The 17,444-nt window shown below is 44.8% G+C and carries 13 protein-coding genes; 11 read left to right on the top strand and 2 right to left on the bottom strand.

Features of this window, described 5'->3' with window-relative positions; translation table 11 throughout:
* Positions 1 to 5: 5 nt before the first annotated feature.
* Both QMA41_RS07320 and tssH read right to left on the bottom strand, forming a co-directional pair.
* Complete coding sequence (locus QMA41_RS07320; RefSeq protein WP_281629252.1) at positions 6 to 1,643, bottom strand: sigma-54-dependent Fis family transcriptional regulator; 1,638 nt, start codon at positions 1,641 to 1,643, stop codon at positions 6 to 8.
* Positions 1,630 to 4,302, bottom strand: coding sequence for a type VI secretion system ATPase TssH (gene tssH / locus QMA41_RS07315; RefSeq protein WP_281629251.1), 2,673 nt, complete (start codon positions 4,300 to 4,302; stop codon positions 1,630 to 1,632). Before tssH ends, QMA41_RS07320 begins: the two co-directional genes overlap by 14 nt.
* Before the next feature lie 462 nt (positions 4,303 to 4,764).
* Between tssH and QMA41_RS07310 the strand changes: the two genes are divergently transcribed.
* From QMA41_RS07310 to tssE, 11 genes are all read left to right on the top strand, one after another.
* Complete coding sequence (locus QMA41_RS07310) at positions 4,765 to 5,283, top strand: Hcp family type VI secretion system effector (RefSeq protein ID WP_006961152.1); 519 nt, start codon at positions 4,765 to 4,767, stop codon at positions 5,281 to 5,283.
* 71 nt (positions 5,284 to 5,354) lie between these two features.
* Positions 5,355 to 7,433, top strand: coding sequence for a type VI secretion system tip protein VgrG (tssI, locus tag QMA41_RS07305; protein WP_019277713.1), 2,079 nt, complete (start codon positions 5,355 to 5,357; stop codon positions 7,431 to 7,433).
* Positions 7,433 to 7,918, top strand: coding sequence for a hypothetical protein (locus QMA41_RS07300; RefSeq protein WP_006961150.1), 486 nt, complete (start codon positions 7,433 to 7,435; stop codon positions 7,916 to 7,918). Before tssI ends, QMA41_RS07300 begins: the two co-directional genes overlap by 1 nt.
* 19 nt (positions 7,919 to 7,937) lie before the next feature.
* Positions 7,938 to 9,257, top strand: coding sequence for a hypothetical protein (locus QMA41_RS07295; protein WP_281629250.1), 1,320 nt, complete (start codon positions 7,938 to 7,940; stop codon positions 9,255 to 9,257).
* Complete coding sequence (locus QMA41_RS07290; protein WP_198562146.1) at positions 9,238 to 10,221, top strand: DUF2169 domain-containing protein; 984 nt, start codon at positions 9,238 to 9,240, stop codon at positions 10,219 to 10,221. Before QMA41_RS07295 ends, QMA41_RS07290 begins: the two co-directional genes overlap by 20 nt.
* Complete coding sequence (locus tag QMA41_RS07285; RefSeq protein WP_019277709.1) at positions 10,218 to 11,171, top strand: hypothetical protein; 954 nt, start codon at positions 10,218 to 10,220, stop codon at positions 11,169 to 11,171. The genes QMA41_RS07290 and QMA41_RS07285 overlap by 4 nt, the downstream gene beginning before the upstream one ends.
* A gap of 211 nt (positions 11,172 to 11,382) precedes the next feature.
* Positions 11,383 to 13,377 carry a protein kinase gene (locus QMA41_RS07280; RefSeq protein WP_082315316.1) on the top strand — a complete coding sequence of 665 codons (1,995 nt, stop codon included), beginning with the start codon at positions 11,383 to 11,385 and terminating at the stop codon, positions 13,375 to 13,377.
* A gap of 3 nt (positions 13,378 to 13,380) precedes the next feature.
* Positions 13,381 to 14,946 carry a type VI secretion system protein TssA gene (gene tssA, locus QMA41_RS07275; protein WP_281629249.1) on the top strand — a complete coding sequence of 522 codons (1,566 nt, stop codon included), beginning with the start codon at positions 13,381 to 13,383 and terminating at the stop codon, positions 14,944 to 14,946.
* Positions 14,947 to 14,973: 27 nt separating this feature from the next.
* Positions 14,974 to 15,483 (top strand): type VI secretion system contractile sheath small subunit, encoded by a 510-nt coding sequence (tssB, locus tag QMA41_RS07270; protein ID WP_006961144.1) that lies wholly within the window; start codon positions 14,974 to 14,976, stop codon positions 15,481 to 15,483.
* A 9-nt stretch (positions 15,484 to 15,492) separates the two neighbouring features.
* A complete protein-coding gene (gene tssC / locus QMA41_RS07265) occupies positions 15,493 to 16,968 on the top strand; it encodes a type VI secretion system contractile sheath large subunit (protein WP_006961143.1) in 1,476 nt (491 codons plus the stop codon).
* Positions 16,969 to 17,031: 63 nt separating this feature from the next.
* Positions 17,032 to 17,442, top strand: a complete 411-nt coding sequence (gene tssE / locus QMA41_RS07260) for a type VI secretion system baseplate subunit TssE (protein ID WP_019277706.1) — start codon at positions 17,032 to 17,034, stop codon at positions 17,440 to 17,442.
* Positions 17,443 to 17,444 lie beyond the last annotated feature (2 nt).

Below are 17,444 nucleotides of genomic sequence, written 5' to 3'. Positions count from 1 at the left end.
GTTCGTTAACCCGCTGCAGAAATATCGTACTTCTTCATCTTGTGGCTTAACGTGCTGACGGGCAGTGAGAGTTGCTCTGCGGCGCGTTTAATTTGCCAGTTTGATGCGTTCAGACAATCAAGGATGACGGTCTTCTCATATTCTCCTACAGCCTCTTTAAGGCCTTTAGAATAGTCTGCTTGTTCCGCAGCATCTTGCTGCATGCTCTCAACGACAGGCTGTTGTATCACTTCAACCATAGCAGGTGTCGTCTGATGAGCTTCAGCAAGTGCTGCTGCTTCTCCAAACTCTATCTGGCTTATGGTTTCGAAGTCAGAAAGCAACAGGGCTCGCTCGACGATGTTTTTTAGCTCACGAACGTTACCAGGGTATGAGTACTCCTGAAGCTGTTTTTGCACGTTTGCACTAAACCCAGGAGCCTGTGACAGGCCTAAGTTAGATGCGCTTTGCTTCACGAAGTGTTCGGCTAGCGGCAAAATGTCAGCTTCGCGCTCTCTTAACGGAGGGAGCGTTATCGGGAATACATTCAGGCGATAGAACAAGTCCGCACGGAATTCGCCATTCTTGATTTTATCCATCAAATGACAATGCGTAGCGGCAACAACGCGAACATCCACTTCGACTTCTTTGCTGGCACCCACCGGACGCACTTTACGTTCCTGCAAAACACGTAGAAGCTTAGCTTGAAGCAACAATGGCATGTCGCCAATCTCATCGAGGAATAAAGTTCCGCCATGAGCGGCTTCAAACAAACCTATTTTGTCCTTGTCTGCACCAGTAAATGATCCTTTTTTATGACCAAACAGTTCAGATTCAAGTAGCTGTTCCGGTATGGCAGCACAGTTCTGGACGATAAGTGGTTGATCCGCGCGGTTTGAGTTTTCGTGAATATACTTCGCGATAACCTCTTTACCTGCGCCTGTTTCACCTCGTAGTAGAACGTCTACAGGAAGAGTCAGTACCTTCTCTAAACGACGTAGCACTTCCAGCATCTGTTCACTTTCCGCAATCGGGCCTTTGTAGTGGCTTTGTTTGCGTTGTTTGAGATGTTGGTTTTCGCGTACTAGAGCAGCGTTATCGGCGCTGAGGCTTTTAATCATATGGCCGTATTCTTCAAGCCAGACTGCTTGCCGAATACTGTTTGCTGCCATATTGCAAAATGCCGTTAGAGCCGACTCATTATCTATTACGCTCAAGTCGAACAGAGCTAATAGACCAATAGTTTTACCGCTGTCGTCGACGAGTGGCCAAGCGAGTAGGTTGGCGCTTTTAATGCCAAGCGCTAGCTCCGTCTCATACACAGCTTCACAATCGTAACCGTTGTACTGATACAGCTCATTAATCAAGACAACTTCGCCATTTTGTATCGCGTAGTTGAAAGGATCCGTTTGGCTGGCTTGCTCAAACGATAAAGGTTGCCATGGGTGAGAGGTGAGAGCCTGTTCGTTATGATGAACAATGCTTGGAATCAAGGCCTGACCCGTCTGATCAAGAACGTAGATGATGCCATGTTTGGAAAACGTCATCTGACGCGCTGCTGTAAGCACCGCGTCCAAAGTTTGTGCAAGCTGAGTACGATCAGCCAGAGACTGGCTGATCGCTAAAAGTGCGTTACTCAGATCGTTCTGATTAGCTGAACGCATAAGATAGCGTTCCTTGCTCATCGACAGATACAGTGATCTGACTGTGCGACTCATCCTTGTCGTGCACTAACAGTTGTGTCGATAGCTGAGGGAGTAACTGACGGTTGATTACCGCATCGATGTTACGAGCCCCTGTTTCCGCTAGACGACAGTTGCCAAGTACGAATTCAACCAAGGTATCGTCGTAGTTCAACGACAGTTTGTGATGGCTTTGAAGACGCTCAGATACTTTACCCAATTTGTGGTGGATGATGTCTGTCATCGCTTCGTCAGATAGAGGAACAAACGGCAACACAGACATACGAGCGAGTAGTGCTGGTTTGAAGTGTTGGTTCAGCGTCGGACGAATAGCCTCTGCAATCACACCAGCATTGATGTCTTTCGACTGCTGTACCAGTGACTCAATCTCATGAGTCGCAAGGTTACTTGTCATGATGATTAAGGTGTTCTTGAAGTCGATAGAGCGGCCTTCACCGTCGTTCAGTGTGCCTTTATCAAATACTTGATAGAATAGGTTAAGTACTTCTGGGTCTGCTTTTTCAACTTCATCCAACAGAACAACAGAGTATGGACGTTGACGTACTGCTTCAGTTAGCATGCCGCCTTCGCCGTAACCAACATAGCCTGGAGGAGAACCAATCAGACGTGACACTGTGTGTTTCTCTTGGAATTCAGACATGTTGATGGTGGTCATAAAGCGCTCACCGCCGAACAGCTGATCTGCAATAGCGCGTGCCGTTTCTGTTTTACCGACACCACTTGGGCCGACAAGCAAGAACACACCAGTTGGAGCGTCAGGGTTGCCTAGACCAGCTTTCGCCGTTTGAATGCCTTCTGCCAGAGCGTCGATCGCATACTCCTGGCCTTTGATGTTGCTGGTTAAGCTGTCTTTCAGTTTCAGAGTTGTTTCTGCTTCGTCTTGAAGCATTTTACCCATAGGGATGCCAGTCCAATCAGAAATTACATGACTTACTTCATCTGGGCCAACTTCGAAGTGTACAAGTGGGTTGCTGCCGCGAATGGCATCAAGTTGCTCCTGACAAGCTGCAATAGCGATTCGTACCGCTTCTTCGTCCATTTCTGCATAAGGTGACGTTTCTGTTTCTTCACCTTCTTCCTCTGGTTCTGCAACTTCAATTTCTTCCCCAGAAACAAGCTCATGTAGGCGAGTACGCAAAGCGATCATCTCTTCGATTTGCTCTTTCTCGTTTTTCCATTGCGCTTCTTGGACTTCTAGCTCTGCTTGTGTTTTCTCCATCGCCACTTTCAGATCTGGGATAGACGCTAGGCTGTGCTTGTCGCCAGTTTGCTGAAGCTGGTCACGTTCAAGGGCTTCCAGTTCGCGAGTTTGAGCTGCAAGCTCTTGCTGCAATGTTTCAACTGAAGCTGGTACCGCATTTAAACTGATGTTTACGCGTGCACAAGCTGTATCCAGAACATCGATGGCTTTGTCCGGTAGTTGGCGACCTGAAATGTAACGAGCAGAAAGTGCGGCGGCGGCAGTGATGGCATCATCACGAACGTAAACGTTATGAGATTTTTCATAAGCAGGGCGTAGGCCACGAATAATCAGAGCTGCTTGCTCAGGTGATGGCTCATCCAGTTTAACCAGTTGGAAGCGTCGAGCTAGGGCAGGATCTTTCTCGAAGTATTTCTTATATTCAGACCAAGTTGTCGCTGCGATTGTTTTTACTTCACCGCGGGCAAGAGCTGGTTTTAGTAGGTTTGCCGCGTCACTGCCGCCTGCTTGGTTACCACCACCAACAAGAGTATGTGCTTCATCAATGAAGAGAATGATTGGTGTTGGTGAGTTTTTCACTTCGTCTAGAACGGCATTCAAACGCTTCTCGAATTCGCCTTTTACGCTCGCACCAGCCTGAAGTAGGCCCATATCTAAACCGTAAAGCTCAACGCCTTTCAGGTTATCAGGCACTTCGCCTTGGACGATTTTAAGTGCTAGTCCTTCAACGACAGCAGTTTTACCAACACCTGGTTCACCGACTGCGATAGGGTTGTTTTTACGACGACGAGCAAGGATATCGACGATTTGGCGAATTTCCTGATCTCGACAGAATACAGGATCGATCTCACCTTTACGTGCTTTGCCAGTAAAGTCTGTTGTGAATTTACTCAGTGCAGAGCCGTCTTCACGTGCTTGTGTCTTTTCAGAAGTCGCAACCTGCGCTTCAAGAGATTGGCTGGTCAGTTCACCGAAATTGCGTTTTAGGCTGTCTGGATTGACGCTTTCAAGAATTGCAGCGTATCCGTGCTGACCATAGCGTAGAGGGTTACTCACTAAAGTAAGTAGCAGCGCGCCTGAACGGATCTGTGTTTGAGATAAGTCTAGTGAAGATACTAGCCAGCTTTCTTGTAACCATTCGATCAATAAAGCAGAAAATACAGGTTTGCCACCGTTACCTGTTGGGCTTGTATCTAAAGTAGAGCGAATAGATTGGCGTAAAATGTTTTCCGAACAGTCAAAGTGTGCAAGTAGAACATCAAAATCGCTGTTTGGTCTTTCTAGTAGACTTAAAAGGAAGTGTTCAATTTGAACTTCGTTGGCCTTTTCTGATACAGCCAAAGCTGCGGCGTCTTCTAGCGCGACTTTTGCGATAGGGTGCAGACGTTGAATTAATGAAGATAGATTAATATTTATCATTGTCTTTATCGAGCTTATGGTTTGTTTAAAATTGGCTCGAATTATACTAAATAATAAAAGTCATTTTTTTTGCCTAGCTATTTTGACAGGCTTTTTATGGTTGTTTGTTATCCGATATTGAATAGATTAAAACCCTATTGTTTATATGTGGCGGTCAGTATGATTATTGTTTTAGTTATTATGTCTTAAATGCCCGTTAATAACGCTTTTTTCAGTCTTTTGTCATCCGTTGTTTTATCAAGATTTATAAGTAACAATTAATTGTTTTCGATCGACAATAACTTGTTTAATTTTACAATTTATTGAATTGATAAATTGCGCTAATTACAATATTGAAATCATAAGTTGTTGAAAAATAACGATTTAAAAGTTGGCACGGTGTTTGTATTAAGCTAATCGGGTCGCGGTAATAAGCGATTTGGTGAATTTAAATAAATAGAAATTTTTTAGAAGGAATATAAGATGCCAACTCCTGCGTATATGTCTATCACGGGCGAAACTCAAGGCGATATCACAAAAGATGCTTACTCAGCTGACTCAGTTGGTAACTCATGGCAAGAAGCACACGTTGATGAGTTTCTAGTTCAAGAACTTGATCACGTACTAACTATTCCACGTGATCCACAAAGTGGTCAGCCAACAGGTCAACGTGTTCACAAGCCTGTAATCGTAACTAAGGCACAAGACTGCTGTTCACCACTTCTATTCAACGCACTAGTTTCTGGTGAAAAACTACCTGAGTGTAACATCAAGTTCTACCGTACTTCAGTACAAGGTAAGCAAGAGCACTACTACACAATCAAACTAATTGATGCTCTTCTAGTTGATATGCAAACTCGTATGGCTCACTGTCAAGATGCTGCTACTTCTGACCGTGTAACTGAAGAAGTATTGAGCTTCACTTACCGTGCAATCGAAGTTACTCACGAAGTAATGGGTAAAGGCGGTAACGACGACTGGCGTGCTCCACGCGAAGCGTAAGATTTTCTTACCGAACGCTAAGGGCCAACCTATGTTGGCCCTGATCTTATTATTTGTATCAGGTAAAAGGTATGACGATTGACGTAGAATTTAAATTTGAAGTTCAGGGTAGTGGCCATGAATTTCGTGTTGAAAGTTTTCAAGTGACTGAAGAACTGTCGAAACCATTTCAAGTCAGCCTCTCATTACTTTCACTTGATGCTGATATTACGTTCGACGAACTTATCCGCAAACCAGCATTACTGACATTGTTTGGTCAGGGTGTTGGTTCTGCTCGTTTGTTCCACGGCGTAGTAAATGAGGTACGATTCCTTGGCTCTGGCCGCAGATTCTCGCGCTACCAGATTATTCTTGTTCCACAGATGTGGTTCATGACTCAACGCCAAGATTGTCGAATTTTCCAGAACTTAGCCGCACCAGACATCATTTCTCAGGTGCTAGACGACGCCTCTGTCACCGATTATCGTCTTGACCTTTCTGGTGTTTATCCTCCCAAGGAATATGTGCTTCAGTACCGTGAAAGCGACAGTAACTTTGTCCAACGTATGCTTGCTGAACATGGTATGTGGTACTACTTCGAGCATACAGAAGGCAACCACACAATGGTCATTGTTGATAGCAATGACGCTATTCCAGAGCTGTTAAGTACACCGCTGAACGCATCCTACCTAGGTCCGGTGGTGTATCACTCGGATGCCGGCGGTGTGGCTGACCGTGAACATATCTTTGACCTTGCAGCGATCAACCGAGTTAGAACCGGTAGTACAACATATACCGACTACAACTATGAACAACCTAAGATCCCGCAGGAAATGTCTAGTGATGGTCCTTTAGATCAGGATCTTAAGCAGTTTGACTACCCTGGTCGTTATGTTGACCCTGCAATGGGACAAGTCCGTGCGTCAGAGTGGATTGCTGATCATCAGGTAGAAAATCAGCAGATTGAAGCGGCGTCTAACATCATGAGAATGGTGCCGGGTTACAGCTTTAATATTGGTGAGCACCCACGTAGCGCGATTAACCGTGATTACACTATGTTGTCAGTTATTCATAGTGGTCATGATCCTCAGGTGCATGAGGACGAAAACAGCGGCTTGCCAACTACTTATCAGAACCAGTTTATCTGTATCCCACGTGATGTGATTTTCAAAGCACCTAAACTGCCAGCACCTATGGTTGATGGTCCTCAGACTGCGGTTGTTGTTGGCCCTGCGGGCGAAGAAATCTACACGGATAAACTTGGCCGAATCAAGGTTCAATTTCATTGGGACAGATACGGTAACAATGATGAGCATGCTAGCTGCTGGATTCGTGTCAGCCAATCAATGGCAGCCCCAACTTGGGGTGCCGTTTATCTGCCGCGTATTGGGCACGAAGTTGTGGTTACCTTCCTCGAGGGAGACCCAGATCGTCCACTAGTAACAGGCGCGGTGTACAACGGTCTACATTACCCTCCTTACTCATTGCCTGAGAATAAAACGCGTACGACATTCCGAACTCAGACCCATAAGGGAACGGGTTACAACGAGATGAGCTTCGAAGACGAAGCAAATCAGGAAGAAATCTACTTCCATGCTCAGAAAGATATGTCTACCAAGGTGCTGAATAACCGTTACCGTGATATTGGCCAGGATGAGTTTCTTAAAGTAGGGCGCCATCAGACAAACGAAGTGCATGGTGATCACAAGGAAACCATCGACGGACATAAAACGACTCAGGTGAACAGTACGTTTACTGAGACCGTTGAACAAGATGTCACGGTAACTTACAACGCAAACGAAACTCAATCGGTTAAGAATAACTCGACACTTGAAATAGGTGACAACCGCTCAACTAAGATCGGGAAAAACGACGATCTAGATGTTGGTGAAAACAGCAACCTGACTGTCGGTGCTTCTCGCTCCGCTGATATTGGTGCTGATGACAACCTAACAGTCGGTGGCAACCTTACAGTCTCTGTGAAAGGAAACACGTCATACAAAGCGGACGCTGCAACACAGGTGATCAGTGGTGACAAAATCGTGCTGAAAACAGGTGGCTCTTCTTTGGTTATGAACAGTGATGGAAGTATCAAGCTTTCCGGTTCTTCTATTACAGTTGAAGGCAGCGACAAAGTTGTGATTAAAGGTGGCAACGTAGCGATTAACTAATGAAACAACACAAACACCTAGAACAATTTGAACAACAAACCCAGCAAGCCGAGCAATCGGCTTGCTTTTCCCGTTTTGGCACCATAGTAGATTTTAACGAAACCCAAGACAGTGTCAGAGTCGACTTTGAAGGCAACCCATTCGGACAACCTCTGTCAGCAAGACTGGGACGTGGCTTTAGAAAATCTGAGCTTCAGTTAGCGATAGATAATAAGTTGAATTGTCGTATTGAATTCATTAATCAGGACATCAGCTTACCTGTAGTCACTGATGTTTTCTTCTCAATGCTCGACGATGGTAACGAACTTGTTATTCGCGCAGAGAAAATGACGATAGAAACGTCTCAAGAGTTGATTGTGAAAAGTGGCGAGACTCAAACTCGCTACAGCGGCAGAGATGGGCGAATAACTACACAAGCTAAGTACGTGACCTCTCAAGCCGAAAAAGCACAGAAGATTCAAGGTGGAACGATTGCCATCAACTGATCGAACATGCAGATAAACTATGAGACAACGAATTACCAAAGAACAGCTTAGCTCTGCGTTAACCAACGAAGATCTTGCTGAAGCGATAGAAACATTAGACGCAGAAATTGCCCAGCTGGTCGAGCTAAATCCAACGTGGCTCGAATTCTGTCGCGAAAAATCCGCAATCGCCATTGAATCACTGTCTTTTCTTTTCAGGCAATGGGTGAGGTTACATCGAAAAGGTTACCCTTCGATTTCACAAGATTACCTGCGTTTGGTTGAACGTCAGATGCGAGATGTGAAGCAAGTTTATATTGCATTCTACCGATTAAGTCCCGGGTTGGTGTATGAACTAAAAGACTCTGCACCAGAGCTTTTCATTTGGCTGATGCTTGAACCTGAGTTTGAGCAGGAGCGTCACCACCTGCTTGCAGCAATCAAAACTGCTGAAACTATCGATTCTAAAGACGCGACATTGCTAATCCTACACTCCAAGTTAGCGCACCTTGACATTACCTTAGCTCGACTTATTGAAGGGAAGGTGTCTGCCAGCCAGTTATGTTTTGACTTAATGAGGTTACGTCAGACATTAAGTATTGGTCTTGCCAAGCATTGGATGAAAGAAGAAGCACTGAAAGAGCAAGATGTACATCCTGTTCTGGCTAAGTTCGATGTTGAAGACAGCGTTGAGTGGATCAATGAAATCCAAAACGACGAAAAATACCTGTTTGAGTTGCTACTTTGTAAGCATGACCGTGGTACTTGGTTTAGAAAACGTTTTGGTGTTCAAGAAGAAGATTTACCAAGTGAGTACGTCATAACCTTTGCGAAGCTTTTGGAATTGGTTGAGTTCAACCAGTTTGACCCTAGTAAAGATATGGCTCCGATTCAGATGGTGCTGACTGGCAAACCAGAGTGGATCTTAGCTGCTTTAGATCATGTAATGACGCTTGACGAAGAGCAGGGCGAGGAGTGGCTGTTCGCTCTAGATGTTGTTTATGGCGAGCGCTTCCCTCTTAATCCTCATGAATTGGGTGTTGAGTATGAATGGGAAGAAGCCATCGCTTCACTTGAGGATTGGCGTGATTCCAACGAGCACATCGTGAACAAGTCGATGCGATTAGGTGAGGCTCTGACGTTTGAATCGACTATGCGTGCAATGACTAACGCACGAATTCTAGAGCATTATCGAACGTGGATATGGAGACATTTGTGTATTCATGGCCGCGTCTACATTCCATGGGAATGGTCAATGCCAGCGGTGCAGCAAGATTGGTTGTTTAGCAAAGTATCAGATCAACCTGCTGCTATCGAGCGATTTAACCTAAGGAATCAGAATGCAACTGTGGGATATTGAACAAGCAACAGACCTGCTGGTGAAAGGTCGTTTTCAACGTGATGAAAACGGTCATGAAGTCTGGGTTCTTACGGCTAAGCGCCAGTGGAATCTTAATGAAAAAGTGTGGGACGAGGTTCCAGCTGAAGAAATCTACGATGACCCGATCTACCTTGGTGAGCCAGGTTTATCTGCGATGAAAGTTGACCATGAGTTTCCTGTCTCCAAACAAAACACTGATGTTTTGGTTTACGGTAAAGCTCGTGCTTATGCCAAACGCCCGGTGACTTATCATGAGTGCAGAATACTTATCGATAATCACATTGATAAAAGTATTGCCGTGCACGGTGAGCGACAATGGGTACAGCATGGCGGAAGTGTGACGGTTTCTCACCCCAAAGCTTATGTGGAGGCTGAGATTGACCACTCTAGGGCTTTAGGTGGTGATGAGAGAAACCGTGTTGGTTCTGGTATTGCAAAAAGCAGTGAAGAATTATTAGCCAGACCCGTTCCATCGGTTTTCTTTCCTAATGAAGAATGGGCGCCGAACACCAAGCCTCTGAGAGTTGCTGGCCTTGGACCTATTCCTCCATTTTTTTCGGAAAGAACGCGATACGCCGGCACATTTGATGAGCATTGGGAAGAGCATCGACGTCCACTGCTGCCTGAAGATTTTGACAGGAAGTTCTATCAATCGGCGCCCGCTGACCAGCAGTGCGATGGTTTCTTAGAGGGGGGAGAACGGTTAATGATGAGTGGATTTTCTCATGATGACGTGTTCTCTTTCCGAATCCCCTCTGAGAAATTTGTGGCGATTGCAGATTTCGGTGACGAAAAGCTTAGTGCTCCAATGCCAATGTACACTGTGTTTATCGATACAGAAGAAAAACGTCTTACGATCAGCTACACCGCCTCTTTCCCGTGTCAGGCGAAAGAGCACCTTCTGGTTTCCTCAACAGTTTCAAAAGCGAGAGAAAGCGCATGAGTAATGTTTACGGTCGATACGTACTGGATGTGGATGTCCTGACCCCAATGGGGATGAATCTGGATATTTCTCTCGCCGTTGCTCAAGCTGACTTAGCGCGTTTTAATCAGCACGAAGCAGAAAATGGCGTGGATAAATTCACTTATGCTAAAGCTGATTATATTAAAGCAGAGGATAAGCAGGAAAGAGTAGTGGAAATGGTGGATACGTTACTTTCTTCCATGCTGAATAAACTGCCTAAAACACTAAAACCAGTTCCTGTCATTCTGTCTGTACCCGGGTCAGTGGAAAATAGCTACTTGTTGAAATGGGTAGAAGAAAGTGGTCACGCTAAGTGGTTGTCCAAAATTGAGATTTCTAATTCAGGCGGTCCTCGCTTTATTAATGAATCGTTAGGCATGCTTAACCAACAAGACGCCGTTATTTGTATTGCAGTTGATTCGTTATTTTCAGAGTTAGAAAGCCTTATTTCAGACCAGAAAGTGATGGGGAATCAAAACCCGTGGGGCTTGATCCCTAGTGAAGGGGGGGCAGGTGTCATTTTAACTAAGAAGAATATTGTTGAGACACTTAAGCTGAAGCCGATTGCCACCCTGGAATATTTCCTCGCTGAGTGGAATACGACTGATCGTAGAGGCATGATGCGCTTAGTCCGAAAAGCAGCAAGTGCTTTTGAACAACTAGGGTGGGTTTATTCAGACATGAATAATTCTCGCGATAATACGGAAGATTACGGTTTTGCACTGGGTGCTCGAGCGGAAAAATTTACTAACCCTCAACAACCCACGTTAATCAATGACTTGTGGGGAACGATAGGTCAGGCGTCCGCATTGGCAATACTGTGTAGCTTTACACAAATGCATCGTTCATCAGAACCAGCTTCTATCTTCATGTACGGTTTGAACGGTGATCGTGGCTTATTAAGAGCTTCTTTGTGTGACTACGAGTAACAAACTCAATACTGCTCCACAATGCGTTAATATTAATTAATAAAATTATATTTAAGCTGTTAAAGAGTCACGTGTTATATCTGCTGAGCTGTCATTCTGACTAAATTGATAGATATAGTGGGCTTTTTATTTTTACGCAGTTGAAAAGCAATATTCAAAATAATTAATATGCCCCCCTAGTTATTATTATCAGTTGGCCAAAGAGTAAAACGTGTCTGATCAAAATGGATCAAGCGACAGCTATATCAATCAATTAGTTCATAAAGCGATTGAGAGAAAAAAACAGTTAGAGCAGCAGGAAGCACAAAGAAACAAGCCTAAGTTGGAATATGTTTTATTCTCGCAATTTGATGTATTGGAGTCATTTCCTTCAAAAAACGGTAATACAACACTTTACCACCTCGCTAAACAAGGTGAGCCGGAAAAACAAGTGTGTTGTAAAGTCGCAAATGAAGGAACCTCCAACCATGAACACTCAATGTTGATTGGTGAAGCGAGTAAGCTTGAAATATCTCAACATCCTAGCGTTGCTGATTTCATTAAGATCGGCAATGAATTTGATCGCCCTTACATCATGTATGAGTGGATACATGGTGAGTCGTTAGCTGAAAAGATAGAAAGACACGCCAAAAAAGGCTTCCGTCATGATCATATCGCCTGGCTTATCTACCAGTTAGCTGGCGCTTTGGAGTACATGCACACTCGTGGCGTGTGTCATTTGGATATTAAGCCGGCCAATGTACTTGTTGGCGAAGACGACAGCGTTAAGCTCATTGACTTTGGGGCTGCTCGATACACTGAAGAATCGGAAGGGCCTTCAGAAGTGAGCATGAATTATGCCTCACCAATGTATGTCGAGAGCGGAATCGCTAAACCTCAAGATGATGTTTATTCTCTGGCACTGTTGACTGGGCACTTATTCCTTGGCTCTACCTATGGTGACGTTTGGCGTCAACTATTGGGTCAGAACAAGCGCTGCCAATTGATTCCTAAACACGTTTGGTCACTGCTTAAAAACGTACTTAACAAGCCGAGAGCGCACGGTTATACCGCAATTTCTTTCGCTCAGGCATTGGCTCGAATTGATACCCAGGCTTTGAAGTCAGATAACAGTGCGCCGATCTTCTCTAATCTAAGAAATGCTGATCTCGTTCTGACACAACATAGCGTGGCTGACAAATTTGCTCTCGGTCGCTTTAAGTATCTTGAAGCTGCGTTGGTGGCGTCAGTTGTATTGGTTACCGGAACCTATTTTTATGACTATGTACAGCCAGAGTGGAAGCCATCGGTGAAATCTGGTTTTGGTGATTCAACGGCGTTGGTCAATACGATTAAGCCTGCTCAAACGGCGGCGTTTCTAGCTCAGCCTCCATGGAAAATTGAATACGCGCTAGACGATATGTCTAGTGATGTTGTCATGATGGCACCTTATCAGGACGCTTACCGCGTGCAGCAAACCAAACTTCTTAATGTCTACCAGCACAACGAAGACAGCTTAGCGGCGAGAAGGCAAGTTGCTGAGAACTTCCCAGTTGTACTTAAAGATATTCGTTCTCAGTTGGTTTCACTGCATCAAAGTCTAAATAACGACGGCGTCCTTTTCGCGAAATCTGAGCGCTCGTTTAATGAAGTTATGTCTAACCTGAATAAGCTCACCGTTGAGGCACAGAAAGTGTCTAATTATATGGGTAAGCAGGATAACGAACTTGTCAGCTTGATTTTAAGCGGTCGTGCAAAAGCAGTTGATGACTACATGAAAACGGCTTGGGCAAATCACCAAGCTGAGTCTTACTACTACAGCCAAGTGCTGCCCAATACCGTGCTAAACAAGGTTTATGCGACCATTGATGCAAATGCCGAGCAGCATTACTACTCACGTGCTATTGAACAAGCAGAGGCGGCAAAGCAGTTTTTTGGTAATACCCCAGATCTGATTGCGAAGGTTCGAGCTCTAAAAGTAGCACGTAGCGAATACATTCTGTTTAGCACTGTGACAGAGCAGGCGATTTTCGAAACGGCAAAGCTTAATTCGTCACTAAACGATCTTGAGGTTAATGCTCCTAAGAAGTTTAGTGAAGTCACTCAACTACTCAATAGTATGGCGAGTGATGCAATTCGCAAGAGCCACAAAAAATCAAAGCCTGCACGTGGTGCTTTAGCCGTCCAGCGAGCAATTAGCGATTATCAGCCGAGTGTGAGGGGCTAAGCAGTGACAGCAGAAATAAATACACTTCTTGAGCCAATTAACGAAGCTTCGCCAGCTGGCGAAGACGCGCGCTATGAATTCAGTTTCGAAATGATGGAAGCTGAAGTAAAAAAATTCGGTTCTTTATTTGGTGAAACGGTTGATTGGGCAGTAGTACAAAGCCATGCAACAGAAGTTATCACTAAGCACAGCAAAGACTTTAAAGCGATGTGTTACTTGACGCGTGCTTTGGTAGAAAGTGAAGGGCTACCTGGTCTTGAGCAGGGCCTAGCATTGCTTGCTGAGTCCTTAATTCGTTTTGGCTCAGATTTATACCCACGTAGAAAACGTGGCCGCGACGGAGCAGTGGAATGGTTGAACCATCAGCTAAAACTTGCGCTGCCTAAGCTGCCGAATGAGCAGCTAACTTGGGAAGCGTTGTCGCGATGTAATGATGCAGTAGAAGAGATACAACGCCACTTTGATGAAGTGTTTCAAGATTCAGAAGCCGATTTTTTTGAATTGCGTAGCGAGCTCAATCGTCTACTTCAATCTGCAGGGGTTGACGAGACACATACGGCACCTTCTGAGCCAGAGGCTCAGCAAGACCCAGTTGAACTTTCACAACCTAAACCTGAAAGTCAACCTTCACCAGAGCCGACACAATCTACACCTGCAGTCGTTAAACCAAGTGTTGCGAAACCAGCAAGTCGACAGCAAAAAGAAGTGGATATCGATACCGACTTTTCTTCACCTACAGCCTCTAAACGAACGTTGAAGAAGGTTGCAGAAATGATTTTGGCCTCGGAGCCTGAATTGCCGCTGTCTTACCGCATCCACAGACATTTGACTTGGTCAGACATCGAAGAGTTGCCAGACCATCAGAACAATGAAACACCTTTAATTCTTGCGGTGTCTCAGGACAAACAATCCGAATACCGAGACAAAGCTAAGCAAGAAAGTGATATCGACACGATAAAACGTTTAGAGCGCACATTAACTGATGCGCCTTTTTGGCTGACTGGCCATTACTACGTTTATCAGATGCTGAAAAACTTGAGCTTGGAAGAAGCAGCTCAAGCCGTTTCAGAGGAAGTGAAGGCCTTTGCTCAATCCTTACCGGGTATAGAGGCTCTGTCATTTAAGAATTCGATTCCATTTGCCAACGAAGCAACGATCGAATGGCTGAATAAAGCCAGCTCATCGGCGTCCAATGCAGGTCAACAGGTTTTGCCTAGCGTAGTCGTGCAAGAAGGCGATTTGGTGTCAATGGACGATGTTACTCTCGAAAATTTGGGAGAACGCGTAGCAGAAGTTGCACAAAACCTTGAGCTTGATAGCTCTGGGCGAGGGCAATTTATGTTGCATTTACAAATCGTAAAAGCTTACCAAGCTGTTGGTCTTTACGCGCTCTGTTTACCTTATCTTGAAAAGTTATGGGTCATCAGAGACGAAATGAGTCTAAGCAGCTGGGAACCACACCTCTCTTTGCAACTAGATGAATTATCTCAAAAAATTCTGAAGCAGCTGTATCCAAACAAGGAATTGTTGCCTGCAAAGTTTGAGGAGTGGGAGTCAATCTATAACTAAACAACACAATTAGATAAGGAACTAATTATGTCACGCGATGGCTCGGTAGCTCCTAAAGAGCGAATTAATATCCGTTACGTTCCAGCGACTGGTGATGCGCAAGAAGACGTTGAACTGCCGTTGAATATGATGGTTGTTGGTGACTTTACAGCACGTGCTGATGAGACACCAATCGAAGAACGTACGCCAATCAATATTGACAAAGACAATTTTAACGAAGTTTTGGAAGGCTATGCTCCAAACCTAAAAGTTAATGTTGAAAACCGTCTGACTGATGAAGAAGGTGCACAGCTTGGCGTTGATCTAACGTTTACGAACATGAAGGACTTCTCACCTGAGGCGATTGCTAAAAGTGTTCCGGAACTAAACAGCCTGCTAGAGCTTCGTGAAGCATTGGTTGCGCTAAAAGGTCCACTAGGCAACGTACCTGCATTCCGTAAGAAGATCGCTGCCGTTCTTCAGGATGAAGAAGCTCGTAAGAAATTACTAGAAGAACTCAGCATTGGTGAAAACCAAGATGCTGAAAAGGCTGAATAAGAGGGTATTATGACAGCAGAAGCACAAGCTCCAGAACAAGAAGCGGCGTTGGCTGAATCTGGTTCTCTTCTGGATAGCATTCTTAACGAAACACGCCTGAAGCCAAGTGACGAAGGTTTTGACGTTGCAAAGCGCGGTGTTGAAGCGTTCATCGGTGAACTTTTAAGTAACAACTCTGCCGAGAAAGTTGACCAGTCTCTGGTTGATTTGATGATTGGTGAGATTGACCAGAAGCTATCAAAGCAGGTTGATGCGATTCTTCACAACGAAGAAGTACAGGCTATCGAATCTACGTGGCGTGGTCTTAAGTATCTGGTTGATCACACGGACTTCCGTGAAAACATCCTTATCGAACTTATTTCAGCGAAGAAAGACGAGATGCTGGATGACTTCGAAGATGCTCCAGAAGTTGTGAAGTCAGGTCTATACAAGCAGATCTATACGCGTGAATACGGTCAGTTTGGTGGTAAGCCAGTTGGCGCAGTAATCTGTGATTACCAGCTAACGTCTTCAAGCCCAGATATCAAACTAATGGAATACATGGCGAACGTTGGTGCGATGTCACATGCTCCGTTCATCACATCGGCATCTTCTAAGTTCTTTGGTTTGGATAGCTACGAAGAGCTACCAAACATGAAAGATCTTAAGTCGGTATTCGAAGGCCCTCAGTACACGAAATGGCGTGGTCTACGTGAACATGAAGACTCACGTTACCTAGGTCTTTGTACTTCTCGTTTCATGCTACGTAACCCTTACTCAGTGGAAGACAACCCAATCAAGGCGTTTGACTACGACGAGTTGGTAACAGATGACCACAACAACTTCTTGTGGGGTAACTCTGCTTACGCTATGGCATCTAAGATCAGTGAATCGTTCGCTAAGTACCGTTGGTGTCCAAACATCATTGGTCCACAAAGTGGCGGTGCGGTATTCGATCTGCCAGTTTATAACTACGAGTCAATGGGCCAGATCGAAACGAAGATCCCTACAGAGATCTTGGTTTCTGACCGTCGTGAGTTTGAACTTGCAGAAGAAGGTTTCATTGCTCTAACGATGCGTAAAGGTTCGGACAATGCTGCGTTCTTCTCAGCAAACTCTATCCAAAAGCCAAAGGTTTACGCGAATACGCCAGAAGGCAAAAACGCGGAAATGAACTACAAGCTAGGTACACAGCTACCATACATGTTCATCATTAACCGTCTAGCGCACTACATCAAAGTACTACAGCGCGAGCAGATTGGTTCTTGGAAGGAGCGCTCTGACCTTGAAATCGAACTGAACAAGTGGATCCGTCAGTACGTTTCTGATCAGGAAAACCCGCCAGCAGAAGTACGCGGTCGTCGTCCTCTTCGCGCAGCGAAGGTTGAAGTATCTGACGTTGAAGGCGATCCAGGCTGGTACAAGGTATCAATGTCTGTACGTCCTCACTTCAAGTACATGGGTGCGAGCTTTGACCTGTCTCTAGTTGGTAAACTGGATCAGTAATCAGAGTAGCTAATTTAAGATTCGAACGGCCAGTTTTGCTGGCCGTTCTTTTTAGAGGTAAGTATGGAAAAAGGTTATCGCTTACTCGAACGCATTGAATTGGGGGAGCCCAAGAATTGCTACGAAAAAGTTGTTTCACACAAACATCTTATTGAATCTATACATATTCATCTCGCAGATTTGCTTAACACACATGCCGGGAATGCAATGATAGACAATGATTATGGTCTTCCTGATTTCAATGATGTCCTTGCTAGCCAATCAAACTTAGTACGTCATATTCAGCAGAATATACGCACGACTATTCATAAGTTTGAACCTAGACTGGGCAATATCGAAGTGACATATCGTCAGGACTTTCATAATCCCTTACAGCTGAGTTTCGGCATCACTGGTGAGGTTTCTCACAATGGTGGTCAGGTTCCAATGTCTATCAATGTGTTCATGGGCGTTGACGGTAAGTTCAACGTTTAAAG

The organism is Vibrio sp. St2 (assembly GCF_947311885.1).
GTDB lineage: Bacteria > Pseudomonadota > Gammaproteobacteria > Enterobacterales > Vibrionaceae > Vibrio > Vibrio coralliilyticus.
This window is presented reverse-complemented; position numbering and strand designations above follow the sequence as displayed.